The sequence below is a fragment of the Cyanobacterium sp. genome (genome assembly GCF_054166785.1).
Genome location: NZ_JBSZCP010000053.1, coordinates 70500 through 88848, shown reverse-complemented (window position 1 = coordinate 88848; position 18349 = coordinate 70500). Strand labels below are relative to the sequence as shown.

At 40.3% G+C, this 18349-nt stretch carries 17 protein-coding genes and 2 tRNA genes; 11 read left to right on the top strand and 8 right to left on the bottom strand.

Annotation, left to right across the window (positions count from 1 at the left end):
• The 5 genes from ACXITR_RS11115 to psbC form a co-directional block, all read left to right on the top strand.
• The coding region (locus ACXITR_RS11115) for a zinc ribbon domain-containing protein (protein WP_457997289.1) at nucleotides 1-285 on the top strand (285 nt) is incomplete at its 5' end.
• Between the two features lie 88 nt (nucleotides 286-373).
• Entirely contained in the window at nucleotides 374-964 is a 591-nt protein-coding gene (locus ACXITR_RS11110; RefSeq protein ID WP_457997288.1) for a phycobiliprotein lyase, read from the top strand.
• Between the two features lie 95 nt (nucleotides 965-1059).
• Nucleotides 1060-1644 carry a CpcT/CpeT family chromophore lyase gene (locus ACXITR_RS11105; protein ID WP_457997287.1) on the top strand — a complete coding sequence of 195 codons (585 nt, stop codon included), beginning with the start codon at nucleotides 1060-1062 and terminating at the stop codon, nucleotides 1642-1644.
• Between the two features lie 287 nt (nucleotides 1645-1931).
• Complete coding sequence (gene psbD / locus ACXITR_RS11100) at nucleotides 1932-2990, top strand: photosystem II D2 protein (photosystem q(a) protein) (protein ID WP_457997286.1); 1059 nt, start codon at nucleotides 1932-1934, stop codon at nucleotides 2988-2990.
• The gene (psbC, locus tag ACXITR_RS11095; RefSeq protein ID WP_457997285.1) at nucleotides 2974-4353 is read left to right on the top strand and encodes a photosystem II reaction center protein CP43; all 1380 of its coding nucleotides are present in this window, start codon (nucleotides 2974-2976) and stop codon (nucleotides 4351-4353) included. Before psbD ends, psbC begins: the two co-directional genes overlap by 17 nt.
• Nucleotides 4354-4436: 83 nt before the next feature.
• Here the strand turns inward: psbC and ACXITR_RS11090 are convergent.
• A tRNA-Arg gene (locus ACXITR_RS11090) sits at nucleotides 4437-4510 on the bottom strand.
• Nucleotides 4511-4616: 106 nt separating this feature from the next.
• Between ACXITR_RS11090 and ispF the strand changes: the two genes are divergently transcribed.
• Together ispF and ruvA are read left to right on the top strand one after the other, a co-directional pair.
• Complete coding sequence (gene ispF / locus ACXITR_RS11085; RefSeq protein ID WP_457997284.1) at nucleotides 4617-5096, top strand: 2-C-methyl-D-erythritol 2,4-cyclodiphosphate synthase; 480 nt, start codon at nucleotides 4617-4619, stop codon at nucleotides 5094-5096.
• The gene (ruvA, locus tag ACXITR_RS11080; protein ID WP_457997283.1) at nucleotides 5096-5740 is read left to right on the top strand and encodes a Holliday junction branch migration protein RuvA; all 645 of its coding nucleotides are present in this window, start codon (nucleotides 5096-5098) and stop codon (nucleotides 5738-5740) included. The genes ispF and ruvA overlap by 1 nt, the downstream gene beginning before the upstream one ends.
• A gap of 17 nt (nucleotides 5741-5757) precedes the next feature.
• Here ruvA and ACXITR_RS11075 read toward each other — a convergent pair whose 3' ends face one another.
• From ACXITR_RS11075 to minD, 3 genes are all read right to left on the bottom strand, one after another.
• Nucleotides 5758-7335 (bottom strand): S8 family serine peptidase, encoded by a 1578-nt coding sequence (locus tag ACXITR_RS11075; protein WP_457997282.1) that lies wholly within the window; start codon nucleotides 7333-7335, stop codon nucleotides 5758-5760.
• A gap of 370 nt (nucleotides 7336-7705) precedes the next feature.
• Complete coding sequence (gene minE, locus ACXITR_RS11070; RefSeq protein ID WP_457997281.1) at nucleotides 7706-7984, bottom strand: cell division topological specificity factor MinE; 279 nt, start codon at nucleotides 7982-7984, stop codon at nucleotides 7706-7708.
• A gap of 245 nt (nucleotides 7985-8229) precedes the next feature.
• Entirely contained in the window at nucleotides 8230-9042 is an 813-nt protein-coding gene (minD, locus tag ACXITR_RS11065; protein ID WP_457997280.1) for a septum site-determining protein MinD, read from the bottom strand.
• Between the two features lie 197 nt (nucleotides 9043-9239).
• Here minD and ACXITR_RS11060 point away from each other — a divergent pair.
• The 3 genes from ACXITR_RS11060 (at nucleotide 9240) to ACXITR_RS11050 (ending at nucleotide 13924) form a co-directional block, all read left to right on the top strand.
• Nucleotides 9240-9312 (top strand) — tRNA-Ala (locus ACXITR_RS11060).
• Between the two features lie 216 nt (nucleotides 9313-9528).
• Nucleotides 9529-12984, top strand: coding sequence for a transcription-repair coupling factor (gene mfd, locus ACXITR_RS11055; protein WP_457997279.1), 3456 nt, complete (start codon nucleotides 9529-9531; stop codon nucleotides 12982-12984).
• Nucleotides 12985-13135: 151 nt separating this feature from the next.
• Nucleotides 13136-13924, top strand: coding sequence for a peroxiredoxin-like family protein (locus tag ACXITR_RS11050; protein WP_457997278.1), 789 nt, complete (start codon nucleotides 13136-13138; stop codon nucleotides 13922-13924).
• A 157-nt stretch (nucleotides 13925-14081) separates the two neighbouring features.
• On the opposite strand, the gene ACXITR_RS11045 is transcribed toward ACXITR_RS11050, so the two are convergent.
• Both ACXITR_RS11045 and thrC read right to left on the bottom strand, forming a co-directional pair.
• Nucleotides 14082-14357: a MoaD/ThiS family protein gene (locus ACXITR_RS11045; RefSeq protein WP_457997277.1), complete on the bottom strand. Its 276-nt coding sequence runs from the start codon at nucleotides 14355-14357 to the stop codon at nucleotides 14082-14084.
• Nucleotides 14358-14462: 105 nt separating this feature from the next.
• Entirely contained in the window at nucleotides 14463-15767 is a 1305-nt protein-coding gene (gene thrC, locus ACXITR_RS11040) for a threonine synthase (RefSeq protein WP_457997276.1), read from the bottom strand.
• Between the two features lie 264 nt (nucleotides 15768-16031).
• Here thrC and ACXITR_RS11035 point away from each other — a divergent pair, with 264 nt between their 5' ends.
• On the top strand, nucleotides 16032-16727 hold the full coding sequence (locus ACXITR_RS11035) for a DUF305 domain-containing protein (RefSeq protein WP_457997275.1): 696 nt from the start codon (nucleotides 16032-16034) through the stop codon (nucleotides 16725-16727).
• A 375-nt stretch (nucleotides 16728-17102) separates the two neighbouring features.
• Here ACXITR_RS11035 and ACXITR_RS11030 read toward each other — a convergent pair whose 3' ends face one another.
• Both ACXITR_RS11030 and ACXITR_RS11025 read right to left on the bottom strand, forming a co-directional pair.
• Entirely contained in the window at nucleotides 17103-17474 is a 372-nt protein-coding gene (locus tag ACXITR_RS11030) for a hypothetical protein (protein WP_457997274.1), read from the bottom strand.
• 292 nt (nucleotides 17475-17766) lie between these two features.
• The gene (locus tag ACXITR_RS11025; RefSeq protein WP_457997273.1) at nucleotides 17767-18156 is read right to left on the bottom strand and encodes a hypothetical protein; all 390 of its coding nucleotides are present in this window, start codon (nucleotides 18154-18156) and stop codon (nucleotides 17767-17769) included.
• Nucleotides 18157-18349 lie beyond the last annotated feature (193 nt).

Below are 18349 nucleotides of genomic sequence, written 5' to 3'. Positions count from 1 at the left end.
GGTCAATTCTTCAACATATTAGAGTATGTTTGTTCACAAACGGATACTTATTTTGAGAGGGTAGATAAAGACTATACTTCGCAAATATGCCCGAATTGTGGTACTAATACAGGTAAAAAGACTCTGAATATGAGAGTCCATCATTGCCCCGAATGTGGCTATGAAAAAGATCGAGATATTGTGGCGGCGGAAGTAATTAGAAATAGGGGATTGCAAAATGTTGCGGTAGGAACTATCGTGATGAAACAGCCCAGTAATGGCGTTCTGTCAGGGGCGAAAGCCTAGATAAGAGTCTATATGGGAATCCCCTCGCCTTCAGGCAGGGGAGGTTCAAGGTAAAAAGAAAAATATTAAGATAAAAAATAGATATAAAATGGACGGATTAACCTTTTTCCAAAATAGTGCAGGTAAGTGGCGATCGCAACGTACAACCCACCATTTACCTTTCCGCCGTGCCGAAAGTGGAGGCTCAGAAATACAAGTAGAAACCCTTGATAAAGAGAATCCCAAAATCAAAGAAATCTGCGAAATGCACAAATTCGACCCCGAAAAATCCGTCGGAGGCTCTTACGTAACATGGGATGGTGCCATGGCTTGGGATAAAGAAAACGAAAGCCACAAAGGAGAAACCGTTTTTGCCCTCATCCCCGAAACCGATAATCCCCGCCAAGGAAAACTACTCAGAGAAAGAGGTTACGCCGAAATTGTACCCGTAGCAGGAGAATATTACCTCGACCATGACGATGCCCTCGTTTTAACCACCGAATACGAAACCATGACAATCCACGAACGCTTTTGGTTTGTCAGCGATGATGTTCGTTTGCGTACCAGCACAGTACAAAGATTTGGAGGTTTTAATACCGCCACCTTCTGTATTGAAGTAAGAGAAAAACCTGAAGACGAAAAAACCACCCAACCCAATCTTGATTCCTTACTAGATTCTCCCGCTATCACTGGTTGGTAATCCTGAAAAAAAGAGTTTTATCCCCCCCCCTATTAATTAAGGGGGATCAATTCCCTACAAAAAGATTATTTATATTATTAGTAAAACATTAACCAATGAGTAACTCTACAGATGTAAAAGCCCTAGCAAAACTGATGGCAGGGGATTTTAGTAACGAAGCACAAGCCATCGAAAATCCTCCCTTCTTTGCCCATATTCGAGTATGTATGCGCCCCTTACCCCATTCCCTTTTTGGAGAAATCAGCTTTTTTCTCGAACAAGCCTACGACTTTCTATTATCTCAACCCTATCGTTTAAGAGTATTTACCATCAAAGCAGTGGGAGATCACCTAGAGTTAGAACATTATAAACTAAAAGAAGAAAAAGAATTTTATGGAGCTTCTCGCAACCCTGAAAAACTAAAAGAATTAACCCTTGACCATCTCGATAAAATGGATGGTTGTGATATGGTAGCTCACTGGACAGGAACTCACTTTAAAGGTCATGTGAAGCCGGGTAAGGCTTGTATCGTAGAGCGTAAAGGCAAAAAGTCCTACCTTGATAATAGCTTTGAAATTGATGAGAACAAATTAATTAGCTTTGACCGTGGTAGAGACCTAGAAACCGATGAGTTGTTATGGGGTTCAGTGGCTGGCCCCTTTCATTTTAGCCCTACCCAACGTTTTATTGATGAACTTTAGTTTTCCTAGCCCATTTTTAGAAAATTCATGGACTCCACACTATTAAGAATATGCCATATTTCTGAGAAAGATGTGACATTTTGTAAATTTTTTGTTAACAATGGTAAATAGCAGTTCACAAAAAAAGGGATTTATTTCTAAAAACCATTCAGATATATCCTTGAATCATGCTATATTAAGAAAAGTTAATGGTGTACTGGTTATATTGCTCAGTACAAAATCAGTTTTCTCTCATAAAACAGAGAAAGCATAAAAGTAAAACTTAAAAAGTTAAGAAAAGAAACATTATGACTATCGCAGTCGGACGCGCTCCTGCGCAAAGAGGCTGGTTCGAAGCCTTAGACGACTGGCTCAAAAGAGACAGATTCGTATTCGTAGGCTGGTCTGGTATCCTTCTATTTCCCTGTGCTTACATGGCTTTGGGTGGTTGGTTAACAGGCACTACTTTTGTAACCTCTTGGTACACCCACGCTTTAGCTAGTTCCTACTTAGAGGGTGCTAACTTCCTAACCGTAGCCGTATCTAGTCCTGCTGATGCTTTTGGTCATTCCATACTATTTTTGTGGGGGCCTGAAGCTCAGGGCGATTTTACCCGCTGGTGTCAAATCGGTGGTTTGTGGTCTTTTGTAGCACTACACGGAGCTTTCGGTTTAATCGGCTTCATGTTACGTCAGTTTGAAATTGCTCGTCTAGTGGGGATTCGTCCTTACAATGCGATCGCCTTTTCTGGCCCTATTGCCGTATTTGTCAGTGTCTTCTTAATGTATCCCCTAGGACAGTCTAGCTGGTTCTTTGCTCCTTCCTTCGGAGTAGCTGGAATCTTCCGCTTTATCTTGTTCCTACAAGGATTCCACAACTGGACTCTTAACCCCTTCCACATGATGGGCGTAGCTGGTATTCTTGGGGGGGCACTACTGTGTGCCATTCATGGTGCCACCGTAGAAAATACCCTATTCCAAGATGGTGAACAAGCAAACACCTTCCGTGCATTTGAACCTACCCAAGCAGAAGAAACCTACTCCATGGTTACTGCTAACCGTTATTGGTCTCAAATCTTCGGTATTGCTTTCTCCAACAAACGCTGGTTACACTTCTTCATGTTGTTTGTACCCGTAACTGGGTTGTGGATGAGTTCTATCGGTATCGTTGGTTTAGCATTTAACCTTCGTGCCTATGACTTCGTCTCCCAAGAGTTAAGGGCAGCAGAAGACCCAGAATTTGAAACATTTTATACCAAAAACATCCTATTAAACGAAGGGTTGCGCGCATGGATGGCGCCCCAAGATCAACCCCATCAAAAATTTGAATTTCCTGAGGAGGTACTTCCCCGTGGTAACGCTCTCTAATAGTTCCATCGGCGGTCGTGACCTACAATCTACTGGATTTGCTTGGTGGGCTGGTAATGCCAGACTTATCAACCTATCTGGAAAATTGTTAGGTGCGCACGTCGCCCACGCTGGTCTCATTGTATTTTGGGCTGGCGCCATGACTTTATTTGAAACCGCACACTTCATTCCCGAAAAACCAATGTACGAACAAGGTTTAATCCTTCTTCCTCACATTGCTACCTTGGGTTGGGGTGTAGGTGCTGGTGGTGAAATCACCGATACATTTCCTTTCTTCGTAGCTGGTGTATTACACATCATCTCCTCTGCTGTATTAGGCTTAGGTGGACTTTACCACGCTTTACGTGGTCCTGAAACCCTAGAAGAATACTCTAGTTTCTTTGGTTACGATTGGAAAGACAAAAACCAAATGACTAACATCATTGGTTATCACTTAATCCTCTTAGGTTTGGGTGCATTCCTACTCGTCTTCAAAGCGATGTTCTTTGGTGGTGTGTACGATACCTGGGCGCCGGGTGGTGGAGATGTTCGTATTATCACCAACCCAACCTTAAACCCTGCAACCATCTTTGGTTACTTGGCTAAAGCTCCCTTTGGTGGCGAAGGTTGGATCATGAGTGTTAACAACATGGAAGACATCATCGGTGGTCATATCTGGGTAGGTTTCATCTGTATCGGTGGCGGTATTTGGCACATCCTAACCAAGCCTTTTGGTTGGGCTCGTCGCGCCCTCGTCTGGTCTGGTGAGGCTTATTTGGCCTATAGCTTAGGTGCTTTATCCTTAATGGGATTCATCGCATCCGTTATGGTGTGGTACAACAATACCGCTTATCCTAGCGAATTCTATGGTCCTACTGGTGCCGAAGCATCTCAGGCTCAAGCATTAACCTATTTAATCCGTGACCAACGCTTAGGTGCTAACGTAGGTTCTGCTCAAGGTCCTACTGGTCTTGGTAAATACTTAATGCGCTCTCCCACTGGTGAAATCATCTTTGGTGGTGAAACCATGCGTTTCTGGGACTTCCGTGGTCCTTGGTTAGAGCCTCTTCGTGGTCCTAACGGTTTAGATTTAGACAAAATCAGAAATGACATTCAACCTTGGCAAGTACGTCGTGCGGCTGAGTACATGACCCACGCGCCTTTAGGTTCTCTAAACTCTGTTGGTGGTGTAATCACTGACGTTAACTCTTTCAACTATGTATCTCCCCGTGCATGGTTAGCAACTTCTCACTTCGTATTAGCTTTCTTCTTCTTAATTGGTCACTTGTGGCACGCAGGACGTTCTCGTGCGGCTGCTGGTGGTTTCGAGAAAGGTATTGATCGTAAGAATGAGCCTACCTTATCCATGCCCGATCTTGACTAATATTTTTAGTCTGGTTTAGGACATAGTAATAATAGAGGGTGCTGTAATACGGCACCCTTTTTTTTTGTTTTTTTATTTTGATACGGGACTGGGCGGAATCGAACCACCGGCCCAGTGCTTAGGAGGCACTTGCTCTATCCTACTGAGCTACAGCCCCAAATGTATTGTTAGAAAATTTCAGAACAATATATCACCATATATTTTAATTCAAATGCTTTTATAATACAAGGGGTTAAAAATAAAGGTGATGCAAAGGAGAATAAATGATTAGAATTGGGAATGGTTATGATTTACATCGTTTGGTGGAAGGTCGGAAGTTAATCCTTGGGGGGGTGAACATTGAGCATTCTGTGGGGCTTTTGGGTCATAGCGATGCGGATGTGTTAACCCATTCTATTATGGATGCTTTGTTGGGGGCTTTAAGTTTGGGTGATATTGGTCACTATTTTCCGCCGAGTGATCCTCAGTGGGCTGGGGCGGATAGTATTGTGTTGTTGAAGGAAGTTTATCAGTTGATTTTGGATCGGGGGTGGAATGTGGTTAATATGGATAATGTTATTGTGGCGGAACGTCCTAAGTTAAAACCCCATTTACCTGCTATGATTGACAGTCTGGCACGGGCGATGAGTATTAGTCCTGATCAAATTAGTATTAAGGCGACGACTAATGAGAAGTTGGATGCTATTGGTAGGGAGGAGGCTATATGTGCTTATACGGTTGTTTTATTAGAGTCTGTTAGTTAATGATTAATTATCTTCGGGGTGATGTTGTTTATATTCTCAGAACCCATAATAAGCGAATTATGCTGGTGTTGGAGGTGAATGGGATTGGCTATGAGGTGCAAATTTTTTCTCGATTTGCTCGTAATATAGAGGAGCATGGGGAGGGCAAAAGTTTACAGGTTTTTACCCATTTACAGATTCGGGATGACCAACAAATTTTGTATGGTTTTATGTCGGCGGCCCAGAGGGATTTGTTTCGGCAGTTGATTAGTGTGTCTGGCATTGGGGTTCAAAGTGCGATCGCCCTTATTGATACTTTGGGTTTGGAGGATTTAGTACAAGCGATTGTGATGGGTAACACCCGTATGTTATCAAAAACCCCGGGGGTAGGACAAAAAACCGCAGAAAGAATTGCCCTGGAGTTGAAAACAAAACTTTCTCAGTGGCGCATTGAGGCAGGAATTAATATTAACCAAGAAAGGGTTTCTCCGCCCTCGGATATTTTGGCAGATTTGGAAATGACTCTCCTTGCGTTGGGTTATACGAAGGATGAAATTCAACAGGCAATTTCGGTCATTAGTCAGGATAATATCTTGCTAAAAAATACCATGGTAGAGGAATGGATTAGAAGTGCGATCGCCTATTTATCCGCTGATCTTAATTAGGGTGGGCTCAATTATGGTTAATTTTCTTCCATAACAGTGTGCCAAGCGATGGCATAATTCTGCGTGGGCTCATTCACTTGATCTTTGAAACTGACTTTAATTGAATATTGCTTAGTTTTGGGAATAGGGCAAAAAATATGCTCGACACTATCAACTTTACTGACGGAGGAGCAAACTACCTGACCATCTTCGGATATTAGATATAAATCTAAATTATTTAAACCTCGATCCATAAATCTTTCTCCCATATCATACATCCCATTATTATTTAAATCCCTGAGTTCCACAAGACGATTCCATGTCAGGGTAATCGCCACAAAACTTCCTTCCTTTAGGGGTTTTTCAAGGTTATAACGGTTAATTTCATTAACTTTGATCGTATTATAGTTCCAACCCATGGCAGGGACTATATTTTCAGGTTGCCATTGCCCTGCTATTAATTGTTGATAGGCTCGATATACATTTAAATGCCCTGTACCCATTTCCATACTCATGGGAATTGCTGGATTTTGAAAGGCGCTAGTTTGTAACCATGTTTGATTTTTCTGAGTTAACACCGTGCGAGACATCCCCAAAAAGTCTCCATTGCCATAATCTTCCATCTTATCGGCGGAGTTGAGTAAAATTGCTTTCATTACTTCTTGACGGCGATAGTCTAAACTCCAATGGTCTGGATTTTGGTTATAAATGCGATCGCCCCCTTCCTGTAAAAGTGCGATCGCCCCTGTAATATGGGGAGCGGCAAAACTTGTACCCTGCACACTTTGTAACCGACCTTCAATATTATAGGTCTGAATATTATTCCCTGGGGCTAGTAAAGAAATCCCCCTTCTTCCTCCTACATTCACCTCACCCTTAATTAACTCCCTTGCCACATCATTGCTAGATACACTCAAATTAGCAAAATCAACCTTCCGAAAAACCCCATCCACCTTCATGCTATAGGCCGTGGTGATACCATTATAATTATCCGTGGGGATAGGAATTCCCCCCTTGCCTTGATTTCCTGCCACCACATATAAAACATTGTGAACCCTCGCAGACCAATCCAAACATTGGGTAAATAATGCGTTACCATCTAACTGGGGTAAAGGGCGATCGTCCCTTAATAAAGACTCACCAAAACTTAAATTAATAGCCCTAACATCATTACTATTTTGCAAAGCAATATGTTGGGTCGCTAAACACTCCTCTGGCTGGGCATTTCGTCCCACAAAACCAATCGCCCCAGAATACAGACGAGCGGCAGGGGCAACCCCCAAAAAACCCTTTTCATTTCCCACCATAATAGAAGCTACCATGGCAGCATGATCATCAATATACTGATTTGGCATAGCCAAAGTATTGCGAAAAAATAAACGAGCAAGGGGTAAATTACGATGAAATAGTGGTAATTTATCAAGCCCAAATTGCATTGGACGTCCAATTTCTACCTGTCCAATGGCGATTTTTCTTCCCCTCAAATCATAGGGAGGCTGATGAAGTTTCGTAGCGTTAATGCCCACCTCTGACAAGGATTGATGTAATGCCCTAACAGGAAAACACAACAAAGAAGGGATAATTCCCCCCATCAAGGCTATCAAGATTCGCTTCATTAAGTTTCTAAAGGGTTATTAAAAAAAATCATAAAATACATTGCATCAAACATTGATTCTAATAGTTATTGTTGAGAATGTCTATCTCTCTAAGGACGATCAAAAATTTGTCACAGTGAATTACCCTATCCATTGCTTTTTGTAACAATTACGACTTTTCTTTGAGGTCAATTGTTAGGATATAAATGTAGCTAAATATACAAAAAATATTGGCTATTTATTATGTACCGCTCAAAAAGAGGTGACAGATTATGACTCCAGAATATATGGATACGATTTATCTTATGGTAATTATTTCCCTTGCTAGTGTAGTTTTATTACCCCTTTTTAGTTGGGTAATTTCCCACCGCCGTCATGCCTAAATCAATGGTTAATTTTCCTGATTTCTTTTAATTTTTTTAATGGGCAAATTAGCTTTTAAGGATGTAGTGCGATCGCTACTTTGAATAGAAAAATCCATCTCCTCAATATCAATATCAAGATAGCGACTAACTACTTCTAAAATTTCTAAACGCATTTTATCAATTAGCTCAGGATTAACCCCTGCCCTATCGTTGGCAAGGACTAATTCAAGGCGATTTTTTGCGCTTCTACCGCTTTTTTCTTTACTACCCCAAGAGGTAATGGAATTAAAAATATCTTTGATCATATCTACATTATTTTAATAATTAGTAATTATATAAGCCAAGAACAATTAGAGTTTATTTAACCTTCTAAAAATACCTAAATAGTAAATATTTAAATATTATAAATTTTAGTGATTTTTCATTAATTAATCTTAATCACCCTTACTCCTGCCCCATAACATTTTCACCCCTCCATAAATTGACTGATTTTTCCCTCCCTAAACAGCAAAAAAAGTAATTTATACTAACCATCCCTAGACAAAATTTATTAATTCTTGTCAGCCATGCCCAAAAATCGCTTAATTTTAGTAAAGAAAGTATCTTGAGATCCCATCAAATCCAGATAAGGAATATCTGCCCCCTCAAGTCTTTTGGCAATATTTTTAATAGCAATACCCGGTAAAGAAGGCTCCTTATTTAATACCAAGGGTTCACCACGGTTAGAAGATGTAATAATTCTTTTATCATCAGGAACAATACCAATTAAGGGTACTACCAATAAATCAATAATATCCTCCACACTAATCATTTCATCCATTTTTACCATTTCAGGACGAAGACGATTCACAATCAGGCGAATACTTGCCATACCTTCACTTTCTAATAAACCCACTACCCTATCGGCATCCCTCACCGCAGCTACTTCAGGAGTGGTGACAATGAGGGCTTCGGTGGCAGCTGCGATCGCATTTCGGAAACCCATTTCAATTCCTGCGGGGCAATCCACAAGGATATAATCAAAATTAGGCTTAAGTTGGGCGATAACCTGCTTCATTTCTTCGGGGGTAATGGCATCCTTGGTGCGATTTTGGGCAGCAGGGAGTAAGTGTAAGCCCTGAGTGCGTTTATCCCTAACAATAGCTTTTTCGAGGGTACATTCCCCCGCTAGGGCATCCATGATGGTATATACCACCCTTTGCTCTAGTCCTAATAGTAGGTCAAGATTTCTCAAACCAAAATCCGCATCAATTAAGCAAACTTTTTTTCCTAATTGGGCGATGGCGGTACCTAAGTTGGAGGTAATGGTGGTTTTGCCCACTCCTCCTTTACCAGATGTAATTACAATAACTCTACATTTCATAAAAATAAAATTACTAATAGTCGGTCACGAATAATAATCAATAGTTTATAGCTATTTTCTGATAATAAACAAATAATTTGCGATATTAGATATATGGGATGATGGAGTGACAAAACAGACAAGTTGAATTATTAATGGTTTTGTGGGTTGATTTTTTTGTTTGTTTATGACATAATAGATATTGCTTAAACAAGCAAGGGGGTATAGCTCAGTTGGTAGAGCACTTGCATGGCATGCAAGGGGTCAGCGGTTCGAATCCGCTTATCTCCATACAAGGTTTTTAGTTTGTAGTTAAAACTTAATTAATGGTTTTAATTGATAATGGATAATAATTTTTTGATTGGGCTAAGTTAAATCTGCAACTAACAAGCGTAAAACCTAACCATGCTAACAAATCCTGAACTGAGGTTAATATAATATTAAGATAACCGATAATTTAAAACCCTAATTATCCACTATCAATTATCAACTCTCCATTGTTATTAAATGAGCTTTTCTTCTGTTCTAAGGGCGATCGCACATTCCCCCCTCACCAACGAATTAACCAAAAAAATAACCCCTGATAAGCCCTACCACCTCCAAGGGGCATCAAGACTCGTCAAAGGATTAGTCACCTCCGCCCTTGCCCAAAAACAGGACAAAAATTTATTAGTAGTCTGTGCCACCCTCGAAGAATCCGCCCGTTGGATGGCAAACATTGAAGCCATGGGCTGGAAACAAGTTTTTTTCTATCCCACCACCTCCGCCAGTCCCTACGAAGCCCTCAACCCCGAATCCGAGATGATTTGGGGACAGATGCAGACCCTCAGCGGTTTAATTAGTCATCACGAACCCATTGCCGTCGTCACCACCGAACAAGCCCTACAGCCCCATTTACCCCCTGCGGAGGTATTTAGTAAATACTGCTTAAATTTAGTGCAGGGAATGACCCTCCATAGCAAAGATATTGACCTTACCTTGACTAATATGGGTTACGAAAGGGTTAATTTAGTGGAAATCGAAGGACAGTGGGCAAAAAGAGGAGATTTGATTGACATATTTCCCGTTTCCGCCGAATTACCCATCAGATTAGAGTTTTTTGGCGATGAACTAGAACAAATCAAAGAATTTGACCCCGTTTCTCAACGTAGCTTAGACAAAATCGACAGTCTTAATCTAACCCCTAGCTCTTGGGATAGCATTATTTTGCAAAACATTCCCACCATAGAGAAAATTAAACCATACTTGACCCCCCTAGAGCAAGATAACCTAGAAAATAAGATTTATCCTGAAGGTGTTACCCGTTTTCTCGGTTTTGCCTTTGACCCTGTGGCAAGTATCCTCGATTATTTTGATGATAATACCCTAGTTGCCCTGGACGAACCAGCCCAATGTCTTGCCCATAGTAATATCTGGACAGAACAAGCTCACGAAAAATGGCAATTAATCAATGAAACTAATGGGAATCTTTTACCCCCCCTTCATCGTACCCTTGATGAATCTTTAACTAAGATAAAATATCCGCAAATCTACCTATCAGAAATTGCCCAAGAAAACCAAGAAAATAGTCTCAACTTATCATCTCGCCCTGTGCCTGTTAGCCCCCATCAATTTGCTAAAATAGGGGAAATAATTAGGGGTAAAAAAGAAGTATATAATACCATCGATCTAAGTAAATATAATACTTGGTTGATTTCCGCTCAACCCATGCGCTCCGTTGCCCTTTTACAAGAGCATGATTGCCCCGCTCAATTCATTTCTAATCCCCTCGATTTTCCCACCATTGAAAAATCCCATCGTCAAAATATTTCCGTTGCCCTAAAGTATTCAGGACAGGCAGAATTAGAAGGTTTTATTTTACCTACTTTTCGCATTGCAGTTATTACAGATAAAGAGTTTTTTGGACAACATAATTTAGCCAGTCCTACCTACATCAGAAAGAGAAGAAGAGCAGCTTCAAAACAGGTTGATTTAGACAAATTAAGACCGAATGATTTTGTGGTACATAAACATCATGGGATCGGTCAATTTATCGAGTTAGAAACTTTAGCTAGTCGTGAATATTTAGTAATAAAATACCTTGATGGTATTTTGAGAGTACCTGCGGAAAATTCGGAGGTATTAAGCCGTTATCGTTCTAGTGATAGTAACCATCCTAAGTTACATAAGTTAGCAGGAAAAGAATGGAATAATCTTAAAAATAAAGCCCGTCGGGCTATTAAAAAATTAGCGGTAGATTTAGTAAAATTATATGCCACCCGTGCTAAATTAACAGGGTTTATTTATCCCGAAGATTCTCCATGGCAAAGGGAATTAGAAGACTCTTTTCCCTACGAACCAACTCCCGATCAATTAAAAGCCACTCAGGAGGTAAAAAGAGATTTAGAGAGCGATCGCCCCATGGATCGTTTAGTATGTGGAGATGTGGGATTTGGTAAAACGGAGGTAGCCATTAGAACTATTTTTAAAGTCATTACCGCAGGTAATAAACAAGTGGCTTTTTTAGCTCCCACTACTATTTTATCTCAACAACATTACCATACCTTACTCGAAAGATTTTCCCCTTATCCCATCAATATCGGCTTACTAAATCGCTTTCGTACCGCCTCCGAAAGAAAAGAAATTATGCAAAAATTAGCCACAGGAGAATTAGATGTGGTGGTGGGTACTCACCAACTTTTAAGCAAAACTATTCAATATAAAGATTTAGGCTTATTAGTAATAGATGAAGAACAAAGATTTGGGGTAAATCAAAAAGAAAAAATCAAAGCCATGAAAACTTCAGTAGATGTGCTTACCCTCAGCGCTACCCCCATTCCCCGTACCCTCTATATGTCCATTTCGGGAGTTCGGGAAATGAGCTTGATTACCACTCCTCCTCCTAGTCGTCGCCCCATCAAAACCCACATCGGCGCATTTAATGAAGGGATAATCCGCACCGCCATCCGTAATGAGTTGGACAGGGGAGGGCAAATCTTCTATGTCTTACCCCGCATTGAGGGCATGGATAAGGTGGTGGAAATGTTGCAGAAAATGATCCCTAGTTTACGTATTGGTATTGCCCATGGGCAGATGCCAGAGGGGGAATTAGAATCGACTATGTTGGGCTTTAATAATGGAGATGCAGACTTGTTGATTTGTACCACCATCATCGAATCAGGGTTAGATATTCCGAGGGTCAATACTATTGTTGTGGAAGATGCCCAAAAGTTTGGCTTGGCTCAATTGTACCAGCTTCGGGGGCGCGTGGGGCGATCGGGGGTACAAGCCCATGCGTGGTTGTTATACCCTGAAGATAAAACCCTTTCTGATACTGCAAGGAAGCGTTTACGAGCATTACAGGAGTTTTCCCAATTGGGTTCGGGGTATCACCTCGCCATGCGTGATATGGAGATAAGGGGGGTTGGTAGCCTTTTGGGGGCAGAGCAATCGGGGCAAATGGAGGCCATTGGTTTTGAGATGTACACGGAGATGTTAAAGGAAGCTATTGACGAGATTCAGGGGCAAGAAATTCCCACGGTGGAGGATACCCAGATAGATTTAAACCTCACGGCCTTTATTCCCAATCGTTATATTACCGATGTGGAACAAAAGATGGACGCTTATCGGGCGGTGGCGACGGTTAGCTGTGAGCGAGATATTAAGCAAATTGAGCGGGATTGGTTGGATAGATATGGGGAAATTCCTGAACCTGCTAAACAGTTGTTACAGGTGGCGGATTTAAAATATAAGGCGAAGTCTATCGGTTTTTCTCGCATTAAGCCTGAAGGTAAGCAAAATATTATCTTGGAAACTCCGATGTTAGAACCTGCTTGGAATTTGTTATTGGAAAAGTTACCTTCCCATTTACATTCTCGTTTTGTCTATGCTAAGAAGAAGGTTGTGGTGAGGGGGTTGGGGGCGGTGAAGCCTACTCAGCAGTTGGATACTTTGATTAATTGGTTTAGTTGTCTTTGTGGTTAGGGGTTGAAACTTAAGATCCCCCCTAGCCCCCCTTAATAAAGGGGGAAATCTATTTGAAATTCTCATGGATGGTTTTGAAACACCTTCTCAAAATCAGGGGAAAAATTAGATAAAATTTAATTATCAATTATCCATTCTCAATTATTCCCCCATGACTAATTCGGCAACGGTAGAACAATTTGCACCCTATTCTATATTTCAACAAACCCAAAGACAGAGGGTAAGTGATGGCGAAATGATTTCCATATTCGCTGGTTGTGAAAAAGCCCATCGCACTTTAATGATAGTTTTGCCCCAACTAGGGGATTTTGATACCCTCGAATATGCTTGGTGGTTACAAAGGGAGCGGGATTTTATTAAAAATAATAACATTGCTGTAAGGGCGATCGCCATTGGGAATATAGAATCAGGGAAAAAGTTTTGTCAATATACGGGGTTTCTGGAAGAACATTTATTCATCGATTCTACTGCCGAAATTCATCAACAATTGGGCTTATATCAGGGTTTAAATTGGGGTTTACCCTTCTTTTCAGACACTCAAAATGCTTGGTTAAATCTTTTGTTAATGTGTGCAGGAATTGGCAGTAAAGGCACTCTGAAAGAGGTTTTTAGGGGTTATAAGGGCGATCGCACTTCTCCCCCATTATTTAAAAACGAAGAAGAAATTAACATTAAACCCTTACCAAAAATTAAAGGAGAATTTTTCAACAAAGCAGGAAAAAACTATCAACGCCCCTTTGAATTAGCCACCCTCAGACTTAAAAATATGGTGGAGGTTTTGAGGAATTGGCGAACCTATGTACCAGATGATCTTTATATTACCCAAAGGGGAGGAACATTTTTATTTGATAATCAGGGTAACTTAATTTATGAACATCGAGATCAAGGAATCTTAGGCTTTGCCAAAAATATGAGTAACCCTTTAGATTTTCTAGGCTAATTATTTTCAAATTAAGTTCCTCCCTTATTAAGGGGGGTTAGGGGGGATCGTATTTTCATGATTCATGTAACAAACAGTTTAAATTCCTTACCTCAAAATTAGACAAAAAAAAGAGCTGAACAATGTTCAACCCTCAAAATAATCGTCAATTCGACAATCAACCCCCAGCCACCGCAGGAACAATACTTACTTCATCCCCATCACTCAAAACAGTGTCCGTATTATCTAAAAATCTGATGTCCTCGCTGTTAACGTAAAAATTGAGGAAACGACGGGGAATCCCTTGCTCATCACAAAGACGAGCTTTAATACCGGGGTAATTAGCCTCAAGGGCATCAATCAAACCTGCAACGTTGGTTGCCTCACATTCAACGGTGGCTTCTTCTTTGGTGAATTTTTGTAAGGGGGTAGGAACTAATACTTTTACTGCCATGATTCTATGAATATTTTTTCTAATAATAATTTTTGCAAAAAAAAAGACCCTTAAAAAGTCTTGGGAAAACAAGGGGTATCTAAACCCCCTGTTCAGAAATCTATTTTACACTAAAACCTGTTGCCACTCTAAACGACCAAGGGTGCGAGAACGCTCTAAAGCTCTTTCAAAACTATCTAATTTAGGATCGATTAAAAGGGGTTCGCTAATATAACCTTGTACCGCTTCTTGGGTTTTTAAACCATTACCAGTGATGTAAACCACGGTGGTTTCTTCAGGGTCAATTTTTCCAGCTTCCACTAATTTTTTCAATACGGCAACGGTAGTACCCCCTGCGGTTTCGGTGAAGATACCTTCAGTTTCGGCTAAAAGTTTCATTCCTTCGATAATTTCTGCATCGGTTACCGATTCAATATTACCATTAGTTTTACGGGCAATATCAAGGGCATATACACCGTCAGCAGGATTACCAATAGCAATGGACTTGGCAATGGTGTTGGGTTTTACGGGAGTTACAAAATCTCTGCCTTCTTTGAAAGCCTGAGCAATGGGGGAACATCCTTCCGCTTGTGCACCGCTGAAACGAACTTCTTTGTCATCCACTAAACCTACTTTGACAAATTCTTGGAATCCTTTATAGATTTTGGTGAATAAAGAGCCAGAGGCTAGGGGAGCAACGATATGATCAGGTAATTTCCAGCCTAGTTGTTCTGCTACTTCATAACCGAGGGTTTTAGAGCCTTCGGAGTAGTAAGGGCGAAGGTTAATGTTCACAAAACCCCAACCGTAGGTATTACCCACTTCAGAGCAAAGACGGTTTACTTGGTCATAATTTCCTTTTACCGCCATAACGGTGGGATTGTAGATTAAAGTACCCAATACCTTACCGGCTTCGAGGTCCGAAGGAATGAATACACAGCAGTCTAAACCAGCATGGGCGGCGATCGCAGCGGTGGAGTTAGCTAGGTTTCCTGTACTAGCACAAGATACGGTGGTAAAACCTAATTCTTTGGCACGAGTTAAAGCAACGGAGACAACCCGATCCTTAAAGCTAAGGGTGGGCATATTAACAGCATCATTTTTAATGTAGAGATTTTTGAGACCTAAGCGACGGGCCAAACGATTAGACTTCATTAAAGGAGTCATTCCTGTACCGACATCGATGGGGGTATCGGTTTCTACGGGTAAGAAAGGTTTGTAACGCCAAATGGAGTTAGGACCTGCGGCAATACTTTCACGGCTTACCTGACGACGGATTTCATCGTAATCGTAAGCTACCTCTAGGGGGGCAAAGGTTTCTTCACAAATATTAATGGCCTTGAGAGGGTATTCCGTACCGCCCTCTTTGGATACTAATTTAGTGAAGGTGGGTTTTTTCTTGGTGGTGTCCGTTGCGATCGCAGTTGTCATGATGCTTTTTTCTCCGTGTGCTTTAACTACTTGTATGGAAATTTCTAATTAATTGATGATTGCTTGAGTATAAGCATAACAACTCATGTTTAAACTGTCAACTATATCCGACTAAAATAGTCGGGTATTATTTGGATATGATGAATGGTTTTTGTGATTCTTTATCTAAACAGAGCTTGTGCGAACCTCTCATCACCCCCCCCCAGAAAAAAAAATAATATGTTAGGTTGTTTCCTGAAAAGAAATATACAAATCAACTATTTTATGATTTTTAAAAACAAAATTATCTTTACCATCTTTGCCACCAGCCTACTAGGAATTTTGGGAGCTTGTGCTGCCCCCGAAGAAAACGACCCCCTTAGCCTTGGAGGAGCAGACTCAGAAATCGGCATTACAGAAGAACCCATGGATCATAGTATGATGGATCACGATCCCATGAACCATGACCATATGGGACATGCCATGGACTTAGGGGAAGCAGACGAACAATATGATCTTAGATTTATTGATGCAATGATACCTCACCACCAAGGAGCCTTAATCATGAGCCAAGAAGCCCTTGAAAAATCCTCCCGTGAAGAACTACAAACCTTAGCCACAGAAATCATTCAAGCCCAACAAGTAGAAATTCTACAAATGCAACAATGGCGTGCGGAGTGGTATCCCGAAGCCCCCGCAACTCCCACAGCATGGAACCCCGTAACTAACCAAACCACAGCGATGACTCCCGAACAAATGGCAGCTATGCGCATGGATATGGACTTGGGCATGGGAGATGAACAGTTTGAGCTTAGATTTATCGATGCCATGATTCCTCACCATGAAGCAGCGGTGATGATGGCACAGGATGCACTAGAAAAATCTGATAATCCTGAAATTCAAGCATTAGCCCAAAATATCATCGATAGCCAGCAGACTGAAATAGAACAACTGCAACAGTGGCGAGGCGAATGGTATTAAATGATGGGACGTAACATCTATTTTTCAGCAGACCCTACTTAATCATTTCACATATCTCTTTTAATTCATGAGGATTTTTATCATTTATACAATCAATAAAGTAGCTTTCATGAATTAATTCAATATTCTCCGTCAAGATTTTAGGCAATCCTTTTGTAACGAGGTAATAAAGTTATATAATTTGAGGGTCTATAAACCACTTTTTTCGTTACCTAAAAATAAAGTTGTATAATTTTAAAGCTGACTAGATTACCTATAAATTAGAGGTCAATAAAGTTATGGGAATAAAGTTGTATATTTTTAACATCGATTTTTGAAAGAAACTACTGGTTCTAGCTTTATTGCAAAACAATCATATTTATTCACTGATTAAGTTCAATCCAGTAAATGTTTTAACGAGGAAATTTGCTTCATTAAATCTTTTTTGTAGTCAAAAACAAAGGATTTATAGCCCGTCAAAAACTCTAAATCTTGACGCTTAATACGATCGCACTGTATCTGAGTAGGATTATCATGAACTGAACCATCACAAAAGATTGCTAACCTCGCCTTAGTATAAGTAAAATCAGACCTACATTGAGCTTCTGAAAAATAGTGTTGTGCCTTATCAGGTAAAGGTAACCCCATTTGGGCGATCGCCCTTAGAACTACCCGTTCATAATCAGAATTAGGATCAGTATGTGCCATTAAATCATCAAAATGATTACTAGACTGAGAGTTGAGACAATTTAACTCACTTTGGGTCAACTCCGTTAAAAATAAGAGCCATTACAACATAAAATAAAAAAAATTGATGGCTCTTGTTTGTGGTGAAAAAACATAGAGATAGTCCAAGAGTAAAATAGCAGAGAAAAAGACATTAAAGATAAATTTTACTCAAACCATTACAAATAGCTCATTTTGTTTATGTCGTTTTATTTGTGACAAAATGAAGTGCAAAAAGTCGGATTAAGTTTATTTTCAGTGATTTAGGTTAATGTTCAATTTTTGTATTACGGTAGGGAAAAATTTGTTGCTTAAAGTCGTTTTTCCAGATCAATTAAGCCAAAGTTTCTGGACAGTAACCCAAGCCCTGGGCAAATTGTAAACGAAAAGCCTCTATTTCTGTGGTGGAGGGAATACCATAGGAAACGATCGCCACTTGATAATCGATCATCACTTTAACGGGAGATTCTCCCATATCTAAGCTACAAAATACTAAATTCATCTTGACCCTAGGATGATATACCCATCCAATTTCTTCGAGAAAAGCTTTTAAATTTCCGTAGTCTAACTGAGTTAAAAGATAGGGTACTTTGAGACGAATTACCCAACCATCAATTTCATTAATAATAGTTAATTCAGATTCCTGTAATAAGGGAGTTTGAGTTAAAAAATTAATTAACCTAATTACTAAACTTGCGTTATCAACAAAGTAGATATATTCCATGGTTTTTCCCTCAATTCCCTTGTTCTTTATCTTTTCTTTATATTTACAGATCAAGACCCCTTTTCATAAGGGGTAAAACACCCCTTGTGGGCATCTGGTTATGGGGGATATTACCCAATTCACAAGGTGAGATTTATTAATTATAGGTAGCCGATGATAACAAAAGGTTAAAAACCCTTACCTTGTCATAAAA